The 13,623-nt window shown below is 67.0% G+C and carries 17 protein-coding genes and 1 riboswitch; of the genes, 8 read left to right on the plus strand and 9 right to left on the minus strand.

Annotated elements, in window-relative coordinates; genetic code table 11:
- Positions 1–57: 57 nt before the first annotated feature.
- The 5 genes from soxZ to soxC all read right to left on the minus strand — a co-directional run bounded on the left by soxZ (position 58) and on the right by soxC (position 3,740).
- Positions 58–369 (minus strand): thiosulfate oxidation carrier complex protein SoxZ, encoded by a 312-nt coding sequence (gene soxZ, locus ACTIEY_RS02205; protein ID WP_086122943.1) that lies wholly within the window; start codon positions 367–369, stop codon positions 58–60.
- A 55-nt stretch (positions 370–424) separates the two neighbouring features.
- Complete coding sequence (gene soxY, locus ACTIEY_RS02210; RefSeq protein ID WP_086122942.1) at positions 425–880, minus strand: thiosulfate oxidation carrier protein SoxY; 456 nt, start codon at positions 878–880, stop codon at positions 425–427.
- A gap of 36 nt (positions 881–916) precedes the next feature.
- Positions 917–1,249 (minus strand): c-type cytochrome, encoded by a 333-nt coding sequence (locus tag ACTIEY_RS02215; RefSeq protein WP_439517464.1) that lies wholly within the window; start codon positions 1,247–1,249, stop codon positions 917–919.
- A 77-nt stretch (positions 1,250–1,326) separates the two neighbouring features.
- Positions 1,327–2,397 (minus strand): c-type cytochrome, encoded by a 1,071-nt coding sequence (locus ACTIEY_RS02220; RefSeq protein ID WP_439517465.1) that lies wholly within the window; start codon positions 2,395–2,397, stop codon positions 1,327–1,329.
- A complete protein-coding gene (gene soxC / locus ACTIEY_RS02225) occupies positions 2,397–3,740 on the minus strand; it encodes a sulfite dehydrogenase (protein ID WP_439517466.1) in 1,344 nt (447 codons plus the stop codon). The genes ACTIEY_RS02220 and soxC overlap by 1 nt, the downstream gene beginning before the upstream one ends.
- A gap of 165 nt (positions 3,741–3,905) precedes the next feature.
- On the opposite strand from soxC, the gene ACTIEY_RS02230 reads away from it, so the two are divergent.
- The 3 genes from ACTIEY_RS02230 to ACTIEY_RS02240 all read left to right on the plus strand — a co-directional run bounded on the left by ACTIEY_RS02230 (position 3,906) and on the right by ACTIEY_RS02240 (position 7,131).
- Positions 3,906–4,208, plus strand: a complete 303-nt coding sequence (locus ACTIEY_RS02230; RefSeq protein WP_439517467.1) for a c-type cytochrome — start codon at positions 3,906–3,908, stop codon at positions 4,206–4,208.
- Between the two features lie 10 nt (positions 4,209–4,218).
- Positions 4,219–5,496 (plus strand): FCSD flavin-binding domain-containing protein, encoded by a 1,278-nt coding sequence (locus tag ACTIEY_RS02235; protein ID WP_439517468.1) that lies wholly within the window; start codon positions 4,219–4,221, stop codon positions 5,494–5,496.
- Positions 5,497–5,637: 141 nt separating this feature from the next.
- A riboswitch (TPP riboswitch) is annotated at positions 5,638–5,748 on the plus strand.
- A gap of 69 nt (positions 5,749–5,817) precedes the next feature.
- Entirely contained in the window at positions 5,818–7,131 is a 1,314-nt protein-coding gene (locus tag ACTIEY_RS02240; RefSeq protein ID WP_439517469.1) for a purine-cytosine permease family protein, read from the plus strand.
- Between the two features lie 11 nt (positions 7,132–7,142).
- Here ACTIEY_RS02240 and thiD read toward each other — a convergent pair whose 3' ends face one another.
- A complete protein-coding gene (thiD, locus tag ACTIEY_RS02245; RefSeq protein WP_439517470.1) occupies positions 7,143–7,988 on the minus strand; it encodes a bifunctional hydroxymethylpyrimidine kinase/phosphomethylpyrimidine kinase in 846 nt (281 codons plus the stop codon).
- Positions 7,989–8,020: 32 nt separating this feature from the next.
- On the opposite strand from thiD, the gene ACTIEY_RS02250 reads away from it, so the two are divergent.
- The 5 genes from ACTIEY_RS02250 to ACTIEY_RS02270 all read left to right on the plus strand — a co-directional run bounded on the left by ACTIEY_RS02250 (position 8,021) and on the right by ACTIEY_RS02270 (position 11,389).
- A complete protein-coding gene (locus ACTIEY_RS02250; RefSeq protein ID WP_439517471.1) occupies positions 8,021–9,091 on the plus strand; it encodes an FAD-dependent oxidoreductase in 1,071 nt (356 codons plus the stop codon).
- Between the two features lie 12 nt (positions 9,092–9,103).
- Positions 9,104–9,301, plus strand: a complete 198-nt coding sequence (gene thiS, locus ACTIEY_RS02255; RefSeq protein WP_439517472.1) for a sulfur carrier protein ThiS — start codon at positions 9,104–9,106, stop codon at positions 9,299–9,301.
- 15 nt (positions 9,302–9,316) lie between these two features.
- Positions 9,317–10,126 (plus strand): thiazole synthase, encoded by an 810-nt coding sequence (locus tag ACTIEY_RS02260; protein ID WP_439518255.1) that lies wholly within the window; start codon positions 9,317–9,319, stop codon positions 10,124–10,126.
- A complete protein-coding gene (locus tag ACTIEY_RS02265) occupies positions 10,123–11,037 on the plus strand; it encodes a thiamine phosphate synthase (protein ID WP_439517473.1) in 915 nt (304 codons plus the stop codon). Before ACTIEY_RS02260 ends, ACTIEY_RS02265 begins: the two co-directional genes overlap by 4 nt.
- Positions 11,038–11,149: 112 nt before the next feature.
- The gene (locus tag ACTIEY_RS02270) at positions 11,150–11,389 is read left to right on the plus strand and encodes a CsbD family protein (RefSeq protein ID WP_439517474.1); all 240 of its coding nucleotides are present in this window, start codon (positions 11,150–11,152) and stop codon (positions 11,387–11,389) included.
- Between the two features lie 12 nt (positions 11,390–11,401).
- Here ACTIEY_RS02270 and ACTIEY_RS02275 read toward each other — a convergent pair whose 3' ends face one another.
- The 3 genes from ACTIEY_RS02275 to ACTIEY_RS02285 form a co-directional block, all read right to left on the minus strand.
- Complete coding sequence (locus ACTIEY_RS02275; RefSeq protein WP_439517475.1) at positions 11,402–12,103, minus strand: Crp/Fnr family transcriptional regulator; 702 nt, start codon at positions 12,101–12,103, stop codon at positions 11,402–11,404.
- Between the two features lie 114 nt (positions 12,104–12,217).
- Positions 12,218–12,727: a hemerythrin domain-containing protein gene (locus ACTIEY_RS02280; RefSeq protein ID WP_439517476.1), complete on the minus strand. Its 510-nt coding sequence runs from the start codon at positions 12,725–12,727 to the stop codon at positions 12,218–12,220.
- An 88-nt stretch (positions 12,728–12,815) separates the two neighbouring features.
- A complete protein-coding gene (locus ACTIEY_RS02285) occupies positions 12,816–13,535 on the minus strand; it encodes a Crp/Fnr family transcriptional regulator (RefSeq protein ID WP_439517477.1) in 720 nt (239 codons plus the stop codon).
- Positions 13,536–13,623: the final 88 nt, after the last annotated feature.

Consider the following 13,623-nt stretch of genomic DNA (forward strand, 5'->3'; position numbering starts at 1 on the left):
GAAAAAAACGAAACGGCCAGTCACGCAGTGCTGGCCGTTGATACCCTGCAGCCAGGGTCAGGCGACGGTCGCCTCGTCGGTGCGGGTGTCACCCTTCGTGTCGACCCACTTCACGACGATCTTGTCGCCCTTGGCGGCACCCTTGAACTTGAACGACAGGAACGGGTTCTGCGCCACGGAGCCGGTGAACTGCGACTGCAGCACGACCTTGCCGTTGTGGGTGGCTTCCACGTCCTTGATGAAGTGGGCGGGAATGAGGTTGCCGCCAGCGTCGCGGCGCGTACCGGGTTCCATGACGTGGGACATGAGCACGCGGACGGTGGTTTCGTCACCGGCGAGAGCAGCGCGGATGCGCATCGGATCGGCCATGATGGACTCCTGAAATTCTGTGAACGTTGAAGCGGGGCGAGGAATGCGGGGGCGCTCAGCCGCCGCAGCCACCCAGCGTGACCTTGGTTTCCTTGGTGGCCGAGAACAGCTTGCCGTCGGCCTTGACCACGGCGACGACGTTGCTGCTCTGGCCCATCTTCAGGCGGGTCTGCACGTCCGGCGCGGTGCCGGCGGGAATGGTGAAGCCGCACGAGAGCGGCATGGGATTCTTCTCGACGATGAGGAAGATTTCAGTGGTGTTGGGCAGCTTGCTCGAGGCACCCACGGGCACGACGGCGCCGTTCTCTGCAATGTCGGGCGCAACCACGGTGACCTGGTCGCTGTTGGCGGGCGTACCGCCCACGGCCTTGAGCGCTTCGGCCAGCGTCTTGACTTCAAAGCCAGCGCGGTCCACGGCGGCCTGCGCCTGGCTCTGGGTGATGATGCCCAGCGACACCAGCGTGGCGAACGCCCCGGTGGTCTTGAGGGCGACTCGGCGTGAGTTGTTCATGGGAGCTCCTGGAGAAATGGGGAAACGGTGGGGAGTTTACTTGTCGGGTGCGCCGGCCAGAATCCAGCCAGCGAGCAGTTTGAGCTCGTCGTCTTTCAGGGTCGGCTGTGGAGGCATGGGCACCGGTCCATACATGCCAGAGCCGCCGGACTTGATGCGCGCGGCCACCTTGTCCAGCGCGCCTTCCTGGCCCTTGTGTCTGGCGGCCACGTCCTTGTAGGAAGGACCCACCAGCTTCTTGTCCACCGCATGACAGGCGAGACACGCGCTCTTGCTGGCGAGGGCCTTGGCGGCCGCAGCGTCGACGGCATGCGCCGACGGCACCCAGGCCATGCCGGCGACGGTCAGGCTCAGCAGGATCGATTTCATGGACATAGGGTACGGACTCCTTCAGGGTGGGGAAATGGGGTTTACGAGTAAATGCGAATATTTATAAGCATGCCAATTCACCGGGCACCACCGGCGATCCATTTCGCGATGGCGGCTGCTTCAGCCGCGCTCAGCTGGGGTTGCGCGGGCATGGGCACCGGCCCGAACACGCCCACCCCGCCCTCGCGGATCTTCACCGCGAGATAAGCCTCCAGGCGGTCCTGACCTTTGTGCTTCGCAGCGATCTCGTTGAAGCCGGGGCCAACGATCTTCTGCGTCATGCCGTGGCAGGCCGTGCAGCTGTTGGCCGCGAGCAGCGCCTTCACGTCACCGCCCGCGGCGGGTTTCGCAGACGCCACCGCCACCGCCGCGCGCGACCCCGTGCCCACGGGCGCCGTGGGCGCGGGCTTGGTGGTGTCGGCACCGCGCACCGGGCCGATCACCCGGTTCTGCTCGGCAATGTTGCCGTGCGCATCGCGCGCGAAGTCCGGCAGAAAAGACCGGATGGTGGTCTCCACCGGGCAGTCCTTCATGCAGGCCACGTTCTTCACATCGCCCTGGCCTTCCAGCTTCCACAGCGGCTCGTGGAACACCATGCCGTTGCGGTTGGGCATGCGCTTCTGCACCTCGGCGATGTTGGCGTCGCTCAGCGTGAAGTCCGCCGGCACCACCTCGGCCAGACTCAGGATGTAGGCCGTGACGCTGTAGACCTCTTCGGTGGTGAGCGTCTTGGGCGCGTTCCAGGGCATGGCGCGGTTGATGTAGTCCCACAGCGTGGAGACCGTGGCCACTTTCATCATGGTGGTCTTCTGCGGGAAGCTGCTGCCTGGCTCCAGGTTCTTCACGCGGCCGCGCTCGATGTCGGCCTTGGTGGTGCCACCCACGATGGGCGTGAACACTTCGTTGGATTCGCCAAAGCTGCCATGGCACGACGCGCACTGCGCCTCCCACACCTGCTCGCCCTTGGCCACCGTGCCGGACCCCTTGGGCAGGCCCTTGAAGTCGGGCCGCACGTCGATGTCCCAGGCCTTCACCTCGGCCTGCGTGGCATCGCGGCCGATCTCCCGCCAGGGCTTGCTCTGGGGAAGCGCCGCGCTCGCAGCCAACGTGGCCACAAGCAGGAAGGTGGATTGAAAAAAGGATCTCATCAATACACCTGCACGTTGGAGACTTCGCCGTTTTCAGAAACTTTCCACGATTGAATGGCGTTCTGGTGGTAGATCGAGCGCGTGCCGCGCACCGCGCGCAGCTGGTTGATCTTGGGCTGCACGTAGCCGGTGCTGTCCATGGCGCGGCTTTGCAGGATGGCGGGCTTGCCGTCCCACACCCAGTCGATGTTGAAGCGCGTGAGCGCCTTGGGCAGCACGGGGCCTTCGAGGCGCGCGGTGCGCCAGTTGCGTCCGCCGTCCATGCTCACGTCCACGCGCTTGATGCTGCCGCGCCCCGACCACGCCAGGCCGGTGACGTTGTAGTAGCCCTTGTCGAGCAGCGTCTGGCTGCCCGACGGGGTGGTGATCACGCTCTTGCATTCCTGGATGCCGGTGTACTGGCGGTGTGTGCCATCGGGCATGTGGTCGATGTAGTGCACCGCCTCGTCCTTGGCGGCCCATTTCATGTCGCCCACTTCCAGGCGCCGCAGATATTTCACCCAGCTCACGCCCTGCACGCCGGGCACCACCAGCCGCAGCGGATAACCGTTTTCCGGCCGAAGCATCTCGCCGTTCATGGCCCAGGCGACGATGCAGTCGTCCATGGCGCGTTCGATGGACAGCGTGCGCGTCATCGATGAACCATCGGCGCCTTCGGCCAGCACGTACTTGCCTTTCTGCCTGTCGTAGCCGCACATCTCCAGCAAGGTGGAGAGCAGCACGCCGGTGTATTCGCAACAGCTCAGCATGCCGTGCGTGTACTGCACGGAAGGCAGGGCCACGTTGCCCCACTCCGGCGCGGAGTTCGCGCCGCATTCAATGAAGTGGATGCGCGAGACGCTGGGCAGGCGCATCAGGTCGTCCATGGTGAACACGCGCTCGCGCTTGACCAGGCCGTTGATCATCAGCCGGTGTTTTGAGGGGTCGATGTCCCACCAGCCCTGGTGATGGCGTTCGAAATGCAGGCCGTTGGGGGTGATGATGCCGAACAGGCCCTGCAGCGGTGCAAAGCTCACCGACGCCTGCGGCACGCGCGTGAGCCCCGGGCTCTGGCGCCGTTGCAGGTTGCCTTCCCACTGGCTGGGCACGCCGTAGCCCGGCGTGGCCACAGGCTGACCGAGCCCTTTGGTGTGCGGCGGCAACTCGAGGATGGCGCTTTCGCCGTCGGCGGCCACGGCACGCGCGGAAGCCGCCACGCTGGCAGCAGCGCCAGCGCCCATGGCCAATGCCCTGCCCATGAAGCTGCGCCGCGCCTTGCGGGCCTGCTCCAGCTTCTCGACACTCAGGTGGTTCTCCGGCGCGGGCAGCACGCGCCCGATCACTTGGCTCAGGTCTGCAGACACGGGGTTTCCTGGAGGTTTGAATCACCCGGCAACTATATGAGTGTTTGCTGATATTCGGATTAGTAAAAACCCCGACGCATTTCCGAGGGCAAGCCCACTGCCCTCCGGCAGCCTCTGCTACATTTTTCGTCGCACTTCCTTACAACCAATCCAATGGAGACCACGATGGGGAAATCGATCAAATGGCTGGCAGGGGGCGTGCTGTGCGCCGCCGCACTCGGGGCGCAGGCCCAGGTGAATCAGGTGAGGGTGTGGGCGGCCGCCTGCGCCAACTGCCACGGCACCGATGGCCGTGCCGAGCCCGGCGCCATTTCACTGGCTGGCCAGGGCAAGGACGACATGCTCCAGAAACTGCTCGATTTCAAGGCCGGCAAGCGGCCTGCCACCATCATGCACCAGCTCTCCAAGGGCTACACCGACGAGCAGCTGGCGCAGATCGCCACCTACTTCGCCGCCCAGAAGAAATAAGGAGCCCGCCATGAAACGTCGTCAATTTGTTCAAACGCTGGGTGCCGGCTCGGCAGTGGCTGGCCTCGGTCTCCTGAGCGGCTGCGCCACTCGGGGCAGCGGTGCGCGGGTCATCGTGGTCGGCGGGGGCTATGGGGGCGCCACCGCCGCCAAGTACGTGCGCATGTTCTCCGACCACAGCATCGATGTGACGCTGATCGAGCCCAACGCGGCCTTTGTCTCCTGCCCCATCTCCAACCTGGTGCTCGGTGGTCACAAGACCATGGCCGACATCACCACGCCGTACGACAACCTGAGCAAGCGCCATGGCGTGAAGGTGGTGCGCGACATGGTGGCCAGCATCGACCCGGCCAAACGCACGGTGAAGCTGGCGGGCGGCTCCGAACTGGCGTACGACCGCCTGATCCTCTCGCCCGGCATCGACTTCATGATGGATTCGCTGCCTGGCATGGCCAAGGCCGGCGCTGCCGACAAGGTGCTGCACGCCTGGAAAGCCGGCCCGCAGACGCTCGCGCTGCGCCGCCAGCTCGAAGCCATGCCCGATGGCGGTGTGTACGCGCTGTCGATTCCGCTGGCCCCCTACCGCTGCCCGCCCGGCCCCTACGAACGCGCCTGCATGGTGGCCAGCTACTTCAAGGTGGCCAAACCGAAGAGCAAGGTCGTGATCTTCGACGCCAACGACGACATCACGTCCAAGAAGGGCCTGTTCATGAAGGCCTGGGACGATCACTACAAGGGCCTCATCGAATACCGGCCCAAGCACAAGCTGGTGGATGTGGACGCCGCCACCAACACCTTGAAGTTCGAGTTCAACGACGACTTCAAGGCCGGCGTGGCCAACGTGCTGCCGAACCAGCGCGCTGGCGACATCGCGGTGAAGACGGGTCTGGCCACCGCGAACGGCCGCTGGTGCGAGGTGGACTTCCTGACGTTCGAGTCCAAGGCGCACAAGAACATCCACGTGCTGGGCGATGCCATCCAGGTGGCGCCGCTGATGCCCAAGTCCGGTCACATGGCCAACCAGCACGGCAAGACCTGTGCGGCCGCCGTGGTGTCGCTGCTGCAGGGCAAGGAGGCGCCTTCGCTGCCGATCTACGCGAACACCTGCTACAGCTTCGTCACCGCCACCGATGTGGTCCACGTGGCCAGCGTGCACCGCTACGACGCGACGCAGAAGACCATGCTCACCGTGCCGGGTTCGGGCGGCCTGTCGGCATCGGCCACCGCGCTCGAGGGCGAGTACGCCATGGCCTGGGCGCGCAACATCTGGGCCGACACACTGGCCTGATCCGCGCTCGCGCCTGCGATCAAGCCCCGCCTCATGCGGGGCTTTTTCTTGCGCGCCAGCCTTGCCCGGTGGAAGAAGCAAGTCCGCGCGCACTCTATGGCCATGCAGGCGCTGACCGTATACTCGCCGTCTGCCGCAAGGCACATCCGCTAGGGGTGTTGCACCGGGGTTCCGAACCCTGGTCGCGACTGAGAGAGTCCCTTTGAACCTGATTGAGGTAATCCTCGCGCAGGGAAGCAGCCCGGAATCCATGGACCTTCAATCGGCGTTCACGGCAACCCGGGCCAGCCCACCTGCCTCAACTTTGCATGGAGCAAATTGATGGCTTCCGCTTCTTCTTCCTCCCCCGCCAACCAGGCGCTGACGCCCGTGGCCCCCGGCAACCGGGTGTTTCACTTCCACGAACATGCCGCGCTCTGGTTCAGCCTGGGCACTGGCTTGCTCGTCATGCAGATCGGCGCCTATCTGGTGCCTGCGGTGGGCACGCGCGATGCCGTGATCGCGATCGTGCTGGGGTCGCTGGTGGGCGCCGGCCTGCTCGGCTGGACCGCACGCCTGGGTTGCCAGACGGGGCTGGCCAGCGCGGGCCTGATGCACGCCACCTACGGCAGTGCCTTCGCACGCCTGCCGGTGCTGCTCAACATCGCGCAACTCATCGGCTGGACCACGTTCGAGCTGGTCATCATGCAGGAGGGCACGGTCGCCATCCTCAAGCAGGCGCTGGGCAGTGAACCCGGCGGCCTTCTCGACGGGACCGGCGGCAAGCTGCTGGCCACGCTGCTGTGGGGCGGTGTGCTGATCGCGCTGATGGCGGGCTCCATGCTCACGCTGGTGCGCCGCTTCGTGAGCCGCTTCGGCCTGCCGCTGGTGGTGGCCTCGCTGGTCTGGCTCACCTGGCAGTTCGGTACGCGCCTGCAGGCGCAGGGCTTCGACGCCTTCTGGAACCGGCCAGGCAACGGCAGCATGGGGCTGTTTTCCGCCATGGACCTCGTGATCGCCATGCCGGTGTCGTGGCTGCCGCTCGTCGCCGATTACGCGCGCCACGGCAAGCGGGCCGCCACCACGCTGGGTGGCACCTGGCTGGGTTACGCACTGGCCAACATCTGGTGCTATGCGCTGGGCGTGCTGGTGGTGAGCACGGTGGAGCCCGGCACCAACCTGGTGGCGGCGCTGTTGCTGGCACAGGGCGGCCTGTTCGCCCTCGGCCTGATCCTGCTCGACGAAATGGACAACGCGTACGGCGACGCGCACTCGGGCGCCGTCTCGGTGCACAGCCTGCGCCCGCGCTGGAGCATCCGCGCTGCGGGCCTGGCCTTTGCCGCCCTGTGCACGGTGCTGGCCCTGCTGCTGCCCATGCACACGCTGGAGCCCTTCCTGTTGTTGCTGAGTTCGGTGTTCGTGCCGCTCTACGGCGTGATCCTGGGGCGACTGGGCAGCGGCACTTCGCTGGGCGAGCGGCGCGCCGTCAACTGGAGTGCCGCCGCACTGTGGGTGACGGGCATCGCCACCTACCACCTGCTCGCGAAGTTCGCGCCAGAGTTCGGCTCTGCCTTGCCCACACTGGCACTCACCTTCGTGCTGGCGTCACTGAGCCGGCCGCGCAACTCCACCGGGCTGGCCACCGCCAGCGCCTGAGCCCGATGCGATCAGCCCCTTGCCTGCTTTCTCTGAACCAGGGGTGCGTGCCCGTGGTTGAGCGGGCCGTGGCCGGAGCCGGTGAACACGTCGGCGCCTTGTTCAATGGCCTTCAGGATGTAGCCGCGCGCCAGCGCCACGGCCCGGGCGAGTGGCTCGCCCAGTGCGAGGTGCGCCGCGATCGCCGAGGACAGCGTGCAGCCCGTGCCGTGCGTGTTGCGGCTGGCGATGCGGCGCGAGCTCAAGCGCTGCGGCGCACCGGCGCCCGTGAGCAGCAGGTCGGTCACATCGTCGCCCGGCAGATGCCCCCCCTTGAGAAGCACGGCCGGCGCACCCAGCGCCAGCAGATCGCGCGCGGCGCCCTCGAGCTCGTGCGCGCCGTTGATGGGCCGGCCCAGCAGCAGCGCCGCTTCGTCCAGGTTGGGGGTGACCACCGTGGCGAGCGGAAAGAGTTCGTCGACCAGCACCTGCACGGTCTCGGGTGCGATCAGACGGTCGCCCGAGGTGGCCACCATCACCGGGTCGAGCACGACGCGCTTGACCTGGTAATGCTTCATTGCCCAGGCCACGGTGCGCACGATGTCCGGGGCGTGCAGCATGCCGATCTTCACCGCGTCCACGCCGATGTCGTCGAGCACCGCGCTCAACTGCGCCTTGAGCATCTCGGGCGGCACGCCGTGGATGCCGCTCACGCCCCGCGTGTTCTGCGCCGTGAGTGCGGTGATGGCGGTCATGCCATAGCAGCCCAGGGCGGCGAAGGTCTTGAGGTCGGCCTGGATGCCTGCACCACCACCGCTGTCCGAACCCGCGATGGAGAGCACGCGGGTGTAGCGAAACGCTTCGTCGTTTTTCATCATGGCGCGCATTGTGGCAGCGCTGGAGCGCGGCGATGCTGAAATTCCACGCCGTGGTGCTTGGCGCCGGCCTGATGGGCCGGCTGCTGGCCTGTGCGCTGGCGCGTCGCGGTCACCGCGTCGAGGTGTTCGATGCGGGCGGTCCGGAAGCCGAACACGCTGCCGCGCGCGTGGCCGCCGCCATGCTTGCGCCCCTGGCCGAATCGGCCGTGACCGAGCTCGCCGTGGTTCTTATGGGCCAGCACGCGCTGGCACGCTGGCCGCAACTGCTGGCTGCGCTGGAGCGTCCGGTGTTCTTCCAGCAGAGCGGCACGCTGGTGCTGTGGCACCGGCAGGACGCGGCCGAGGCCGAGCGCTTCGCGGGCCAGCTGGCCCGCACGAACGCCGCCCTGCCCTCGCTGCCGCAGGCGCGGCGCATCGACGCCCACGCCATCGCGGCCCTCGAACCCGCGCTGGACCACCGCTTTGCGCAAGGCCTGTACCTGCCCGAGGAAGGCCAGCTCGACAACCGCGAGCTGCTGGCTGCGCTGGCGCACCAGATGCAGGTGCTGGGCGTGTCGGTGCACTGGCACTCTCGCCGCACACCCGCCGAGGTGGACTCCGGACCGGACGCATGGCTGTTCGACTGCCGCGGCCTGGGCGCACAGCCGCAATGGAACGCGCTGCGCGGCGTGCGCGGTGAGGTGGCGCGCGTGCACGCCCCTGGGGTGAGCCTCTCGCGCCCCACTCGCCTGGTGCACCCGCGCTACCCGCTCTACATCGCGCCCAAGCCCGATGGCGTTTTCGTCATCGGCGCCACCGAGATCGAGTCCGACGACCTGAGCCCGGCCAGCGTGCGCTCCACGCTGGAACTGCTGAGCGCGGCCTACACCGTGCACCCCGGCTTTGGCGAGGCGCGCATCATCGAATTGGGGGTGCAGCTGCGCCCCACCCTGCCCGACAACCTGCCAGCGCTGCGAATGGAAGGACCGCGCAGAATGTCGATCAATGGCCTCTACCGGCACGGCTTCATGATCGCGCCCGCCGTGCTCGACGCGGTGCTGGAGCTCGTGGACCACGACCACTCGCCACTGGCCGCCTCCCTGGGCCTGCCGGTGGTCCGATGAAGGAAACTTCGCATGCATGTGCTCATCAATCAGGAACCCCGTGAACTGCCCGAAGGTGCCACGCTGGCCGATGCCTTGAAGGCGTGGGAGACGCCCGCGGTGTTCGCGGCCGCCGTCAATCTGCAGTTCGTGCCGCGCACCGCCTACGCACAACACCGGCTGGGCGAGGGCGACCGCATCGAGATCATCGCGCCCATCACCGGCGGCTGAGGAAACCCCATGGACATGACCACCCCGCTCACGCACGAAGACCCGCTGGTGCTCTACGGCGACACCTTTGCCAGCCGCCTGCTGCTCGGCACCTCGCGCTACCCCTCGCCCGCCACGCTGGAAGCGGCCGTTAAACGCGCACAGCCGGCCATGCTGACCGCCTCGCTGCGCCGCCAGGGCGCTGCCCAACCCGAGGCTGGGGCGTCGTTCTGGAAGCTCCTGCAGGAACTCGCTGTGCCGGTGCTGCCCAACACCGCGGGTTGCCACACCACGCAAGAGGTGATCACCACGGCGCAGATGGCGCGCGAGGTCTTCAACACGCCCTGGATCAAGCTCGAGCTCATTGGCGACGACTACAGCCTGCAGCCCGACACGCTCAACCTGGTTGACTGCGCGCGCCAGCTCATCGACGACGGCTTCAAGGTGCTGCCCTACTGCACCGAAGACCTGGTGCTCTGCCAGCGTCTGGTGGACGTGGGATGCCAGGCGGTGATGCCGTGGGCGGCGCCGATCGGCACCGGTCGTGGCCCGGTCAATCCCTACGCCATGCGCCTGCTGCGCGAGCGCCTCGCGGTGCCGCTGATCGTGGACGCGGGCCTGGGCCTGCCTTCCCACGCCTGCACCGTGATGGAGTGGGGCTATGACGCCGTGCTGCTCAACACCGCGGTGGCGCTGGCGCAGTCGCCGGTGGACATGGCCGGCGCGTTTGCCGATGCGGTGCGCGCGGGGCGCGCCGCGTTCCGCTCGGGCGCTATGCAGCCGCAGGACAGCGCCCAGCCCAGCACGCCCGTGATGGGCACCCCTTTCTGGCACCACACCCCATGAGCAGCGACCCTCAAACCGAAGCGATGGCGCGCGCCATCGTCGATGCCCACCGCGACGCCCTGGCGCTGCCCGTGCAGCCGCACGCCGAACCCATGTCGGTGCAGACCGGCGACGAGGTCTTCACCGCCGCCCTGCGGGCCGCCCAGGCGCTGGGGTTCGTGCCGGACGACGCCCTGTGCGTGGCCCGCGCGTGGTCGCGCCAGGTGCAGCGCACGGGCCGCTTCGATGCGCGGCATTGGCCCGATGAACCCGCCGATTTCGGCATGGCACCCCATCCGCGCCCCGACGCCTTCGCGGCCTGCCCCATGGCGCTCGGCCTGTACGCCGTCATGCCCGATGCGGCCTGGACCATCCGCATGGCGCGCGCCGGCGTGCCCACGGTGCAGCTGCGATTCAAGTCCACCGATGCGGATGCCGTTCGGGCCGAGGTGCGCGCCACCGTGGCCGGCGTGCAGGGCACCGGCGCGCGCCTCTTCATCAACGACCACTGGCAGGAGGCCATCGACGCCGGTGCCTACGGCGTGCACCTGGGCCAGGAAGACCTGCAGGCCATGACGCCTGCCGCCCTGGATGCAATCCGCCACGCCGGCTTGCGCCTGGGGCTGAGCACGCATGGCTATGCGGAAATGATGATCGCCGAACGACACAGCCCGAGCTACATTGCCCTGGGTGCGGTGTTTCCCACCACGCTCAAGCTCATGGCCACGGCGCCACAAGGCACTGGTCGGCTCGCGGCGTATTCGCGCCTGCTGCGCGATGTGCCGCGCGTGGCCATTGGCGGCATCGACCTGGGTCGCCTGAGTGCGGTGCTGGCCACCGGCGTGGGCTCTGTGGGCGTGGTGCGCGCGCTCATGGCAGAGAGCGATGTGGACGCCACCGTGGCCACCTGGAACGCCGCCTTCGCGGCCTGAAGCCCGGCTGGTCCTTGTCTTGGTGCCGTGGCGCACAGACCCCTGCAGCCCCACACCGTAAAAAGTCCTCAGGCGGGCCGATTGGCGCTCGCCGCAATGCAAAGGACTTCACATGAACTGGGACACCATTCAGGGCAACTGGAAACAACTCACCGGCCGCGCCAAGCAGCAGTGGGGCAAGCTGACCGACGACGACCTCCAGGTGGTGGAAGGTCACCGCGACATGCTCTCGGGCAAGATTCAGGAACGTTACGGCATTGCCAAGGACGAGGCCGACAAACAGGTGAGCGCGTGGGAGAAAAGCTCCGACGACACCTGGCTCGACGCCGGGACCCGCACGCGCCGGGACTGACCCCGCAACACGCTACTGCTCCTGGCCCATGAGCTCGGTGTAGAGCGCCCGGTCGGCCACGTAGCAACTGCAGGCCTCGGTCTCGAGGCCTGCCCGATCGAGCACCGTCAGCTCACCGCGGCGGTACTCGATCAACCCGTTGTGCTGGAAATCGTGCGCGGCCTGTGTCACCCCCGCACGGCGCACCCCCAGCATCAGCGCCATGAACTCCTGCGTCACGTGAAAGCTCGGACTCTGGGCGCGGTCCTGGCTCATGAGCAGCCAGCGCGCCAGGCGTGGACCGATCATGTGGAACCGTTCGCACGCAGCCGCCAGCGCCGCCTGATGGAGTCGAACCATGAGCGTGCGCTGCACCACCATCCGCAACTCCGGCATGGCCTCGCTCGCCTCCCTCAATGCGTCCGCACCAATGCGCCAGCTCATGCCGGCGCCCTGCACGAGGGCGCGCCAGGGCGTCTTCGCCAGGCCCAGGATGAGTTCGGAGCCCAACATCGCCTCGCGGCCCACCATGCCCACCTCCAGCGGTGGGTGGCTGTCGACATCGATCACCAGCGAGATGAAGCCCTGATTGGGGAAGTAGGCGTGGCTCAGCACGCGGTTGCTTTCGCTGAGTTCGGCAGATAGCACCAGTTCGAAGGGTTCGCACCGTTCCAGGAATCGACCACGCACCGCCTTCGGCAATTGCTGGATCAGGCGGTTTTCAGATAAGACCATGGCTCGCTTCACAAGGCGCCTCGGGCGGCGGTGCCACCAACGAAGACGAACCAGTGTGGGTGCCATGGCGGCTTCGCACTGTCTGCCAGCGCACTTAGTCGCTGGCCAGTGGCATCAGGCCCGCTGCCGCTCCGGTTCGATCTGCGTGAAGTCGCGCTGGTGGGCCTTTCGGACCCGCGTCATCTTCTCGCCCAGCGCACGCGTGTCGATGCCGGCTTCGCGCACCAGGCGAAACAGCACGGCCTGCTCGCTGTCCATGCTGGGCACCACGCAGTCGGCGATGTCGCCCACGGTGTCGTCGTAGTCCGGGTCGCCGGGCTCCATTTCGTCGAGCTGCGCAATCAGCTCCAGCAGGCGCTCGTGGTCACAGAAGGCGGAGAGTGCGGGCGAGTTCTCGCCCGCCACGGACCGCACCAGCGGGTAGAAGATTTCTTCTTCCAGGTGAGCGTGCAGGGCCAGCGTGTCGCACAGGCAATCCACGATCTCGGCCTTGCCCTCGGGCCCGCCCGCACCCGCCATGCGCAGCCGGTCGAATTCGCGCAGCAGGCGACGAATGAGTTCGTGATCCAGCCGCAACTGGTCCAGCGCATCTCGGGCCCGGCCAAAAGTGCGGATTCGCATCATGAGGAACAGTCTTTCATGCCCGCTTTGTAGCCCTCGGCAGCGCATTTTTCTGTTCGCTAACGCACATCGAGGCGCGGCTGTAGAGCCTTCAGGCCGACTTCTCCGCTGGCAGCAGGCGGTCGTATTCCCGCTTCACCACGGCGTAGCACTCGCAGGTGCGTTTCTCCAGCTCGGGCCGGTCCAGCACGGTGATGCGTCCGCGCGTGTAGCGAATCATCCCCGCGCGCTGCAGCTTGGCAGCGGCTTCGGTGACGCCTTCCCGGCGCACACCCAGCATGTTGGCTATCAGTTCCTGCGTCATCACCAGTTCGCTGCCCTTCAGGCGGTCCAGGCTCAGCAGCAACCAGCGGCAGAGCTGTTCGTCCAGCGAATGGTGGCGGTTGCACACCGCCGTCTGGCTCATCTGCGTGATGAGCGCCTGCGTGTAGCGCAGCATGACGTGCATCACCGGTCCGGCGCGGTCGAACTCGGCCTTGACCAGGCTCGCGCGAAGCCGGTAGCCCTTGCCGGCGCTCTGCACCACCGCGCGGCTGGGGGTTGATCCGCCGCCCATGAAGATGGACACACCCACCACGCCCTCGTGGCCCACCACGGCGATCTCGGCCGAGGCACCGTTCTCCAGCACGTAGAGCAGCGAGACGATGGCGCTGATGGGGAAATACAGGTGGGCCATGGGCGCGCCCGATTCGTAGATCACCTTGCCCAGCGGCAGGTCGACCAGTTCGAGTTGGGGCAGCCAGCGCTGCCACTCGGCATCCGGCAAGGCGGCGAGCAATTGGTTCTGGCGTGGATCGCTCTTTGTGCTCATGGTTGCCCCTGGTGCTGGTTCTTGTTTTCAGACAGGCATCCACCCACCTTTTCAGATCGGGTCCATGATGCGGGTCGGGTTGCGCTCC

This window comes from Hydrogenophaga sp., assembly GCF_051858985.1.
Lineage (GTDB): Bacteria > Pseudomonadota > Gammaproteobacteria > Burkholderiales > Burkholderiaceae_C > Hydrogenophaga.

Excerpts from the sequence above, each read along its gene's own strand:
- ACTIEY_RS02250 (WP_439517471.1), top strand. The coding sequence starts at position 8,021 with ATGCTGAAATTCCACGCCGTGGTGCTTGGCGCCGGCCTGATGGGCCGG.
- thiD (WP_439517470.1), bottom strand. The coding sequence starts at position 7,988 with ATGATGAAAAACGACGAAGCGTTTCGCTACACCCGCGTGCTCTCCATC.
- ACTIEY_RS02275 (WP_439517475.1), bottom strand. The coding sequence starts at position 12,103 with ATGGTCTTATCTGAAAACCGCCTGATCCAGCAATTGCCGAAGGCGGTG.
- soxZ (WP_086122943.1), bottom strand. The coding sequence starts at position 369 with ATGGCCGATCCGATGCGCATCCGCGCTGCTCTCGCCGGTGACGAAACC.
- thiS (WP_439517472.1), top strand. The coding sequence starts at position 9,104 with ATGCATGTGCTCATCAATCAGGAACCCCGTGAACTGCCCGAAGGTGCC.
- ACTIEY_RS02280 (WP_439517476.1), bottom strand. The coding sequence starts at position 12,727 with ATGATGCGAATCCGCACTTTTGGCCGGGCCCGAGATGCGCTGGACCAG.
- ACTIEY_RS02260 (WP_439518255.1), top strand. The coding sequence starts at position 9,317 with ATGACCACCCCGCTCACGCACGAAGACCCGCTGGTGCTCTACGGCGAC.
- ACTIEY_RS02220 (WP_439517465.1), bottom strand. The coding sequence starts at position 2,397 with ATGAGATCCTTTTTTCAATCCACCTTCCTGCTTGTGGCCACGTTGGCT.
- ACTIEY_RS02265 (WP_439517473.1), top strand. The coding sequence starts at position 10,123 with ATGAGCAGCGACCCTCAAACCGAAGCGATGGCGCGCGCCATCGTCGAT.
- ACTIEY_RS02270 (WP_439517474.1), top strand. The coding sequence starts at position 11,150 with ATGAACTGGGACACCATTCAGGGCAACTGGAAACAACTCACCGGCCGC.
- ACTIEY_RS02235 (WP_439517468.1), top strand. The coding sequence starts at position 4,219 with ATGAAACGTCGTCAATTTGTTCAAACGCTGGGTGCCGGCTCGGCAGTG.
- soxY (WP_086122942.1), bottom strand. The coding sequence starts at position 880 with ATGAACAACTCACGCCGAGTCGCCCTCAAGACCACCGGGGCGTTCGCC.
- ACTIEY_RS02215 (WP_439517464.1), bottom strand. The coding sequence starts at position 1,249 with ATGAAATCGATCCTGCTGAGCCTGACCGTCGCCGGCATGGCCTGGGTG.
- ACTIEY_RS02285 (WP_439517477.1), bottom strand. The coding sequence starts at position 13,535 with ATGAGCACAAAGAGCGATCCACGCCAGAACCAATTGCTCGCCGCCTTG.
- ACTIEY_RS02240 (WP_439517469.1), top strand. The coding sequence starts at position 5,818 with ATGGCTTCCGCTTCTTCTTCCTCCCCCGCCAACCAGGCGCTGACGCCC.
- ACTIEY_RS02230 (WP_439517467.1), top strand. The coding sequence starts at position 3,906 with ATGGGGAAATCGATCAAATGGCTGGCAGGGGGCGTGCTGTGCGCCGCC.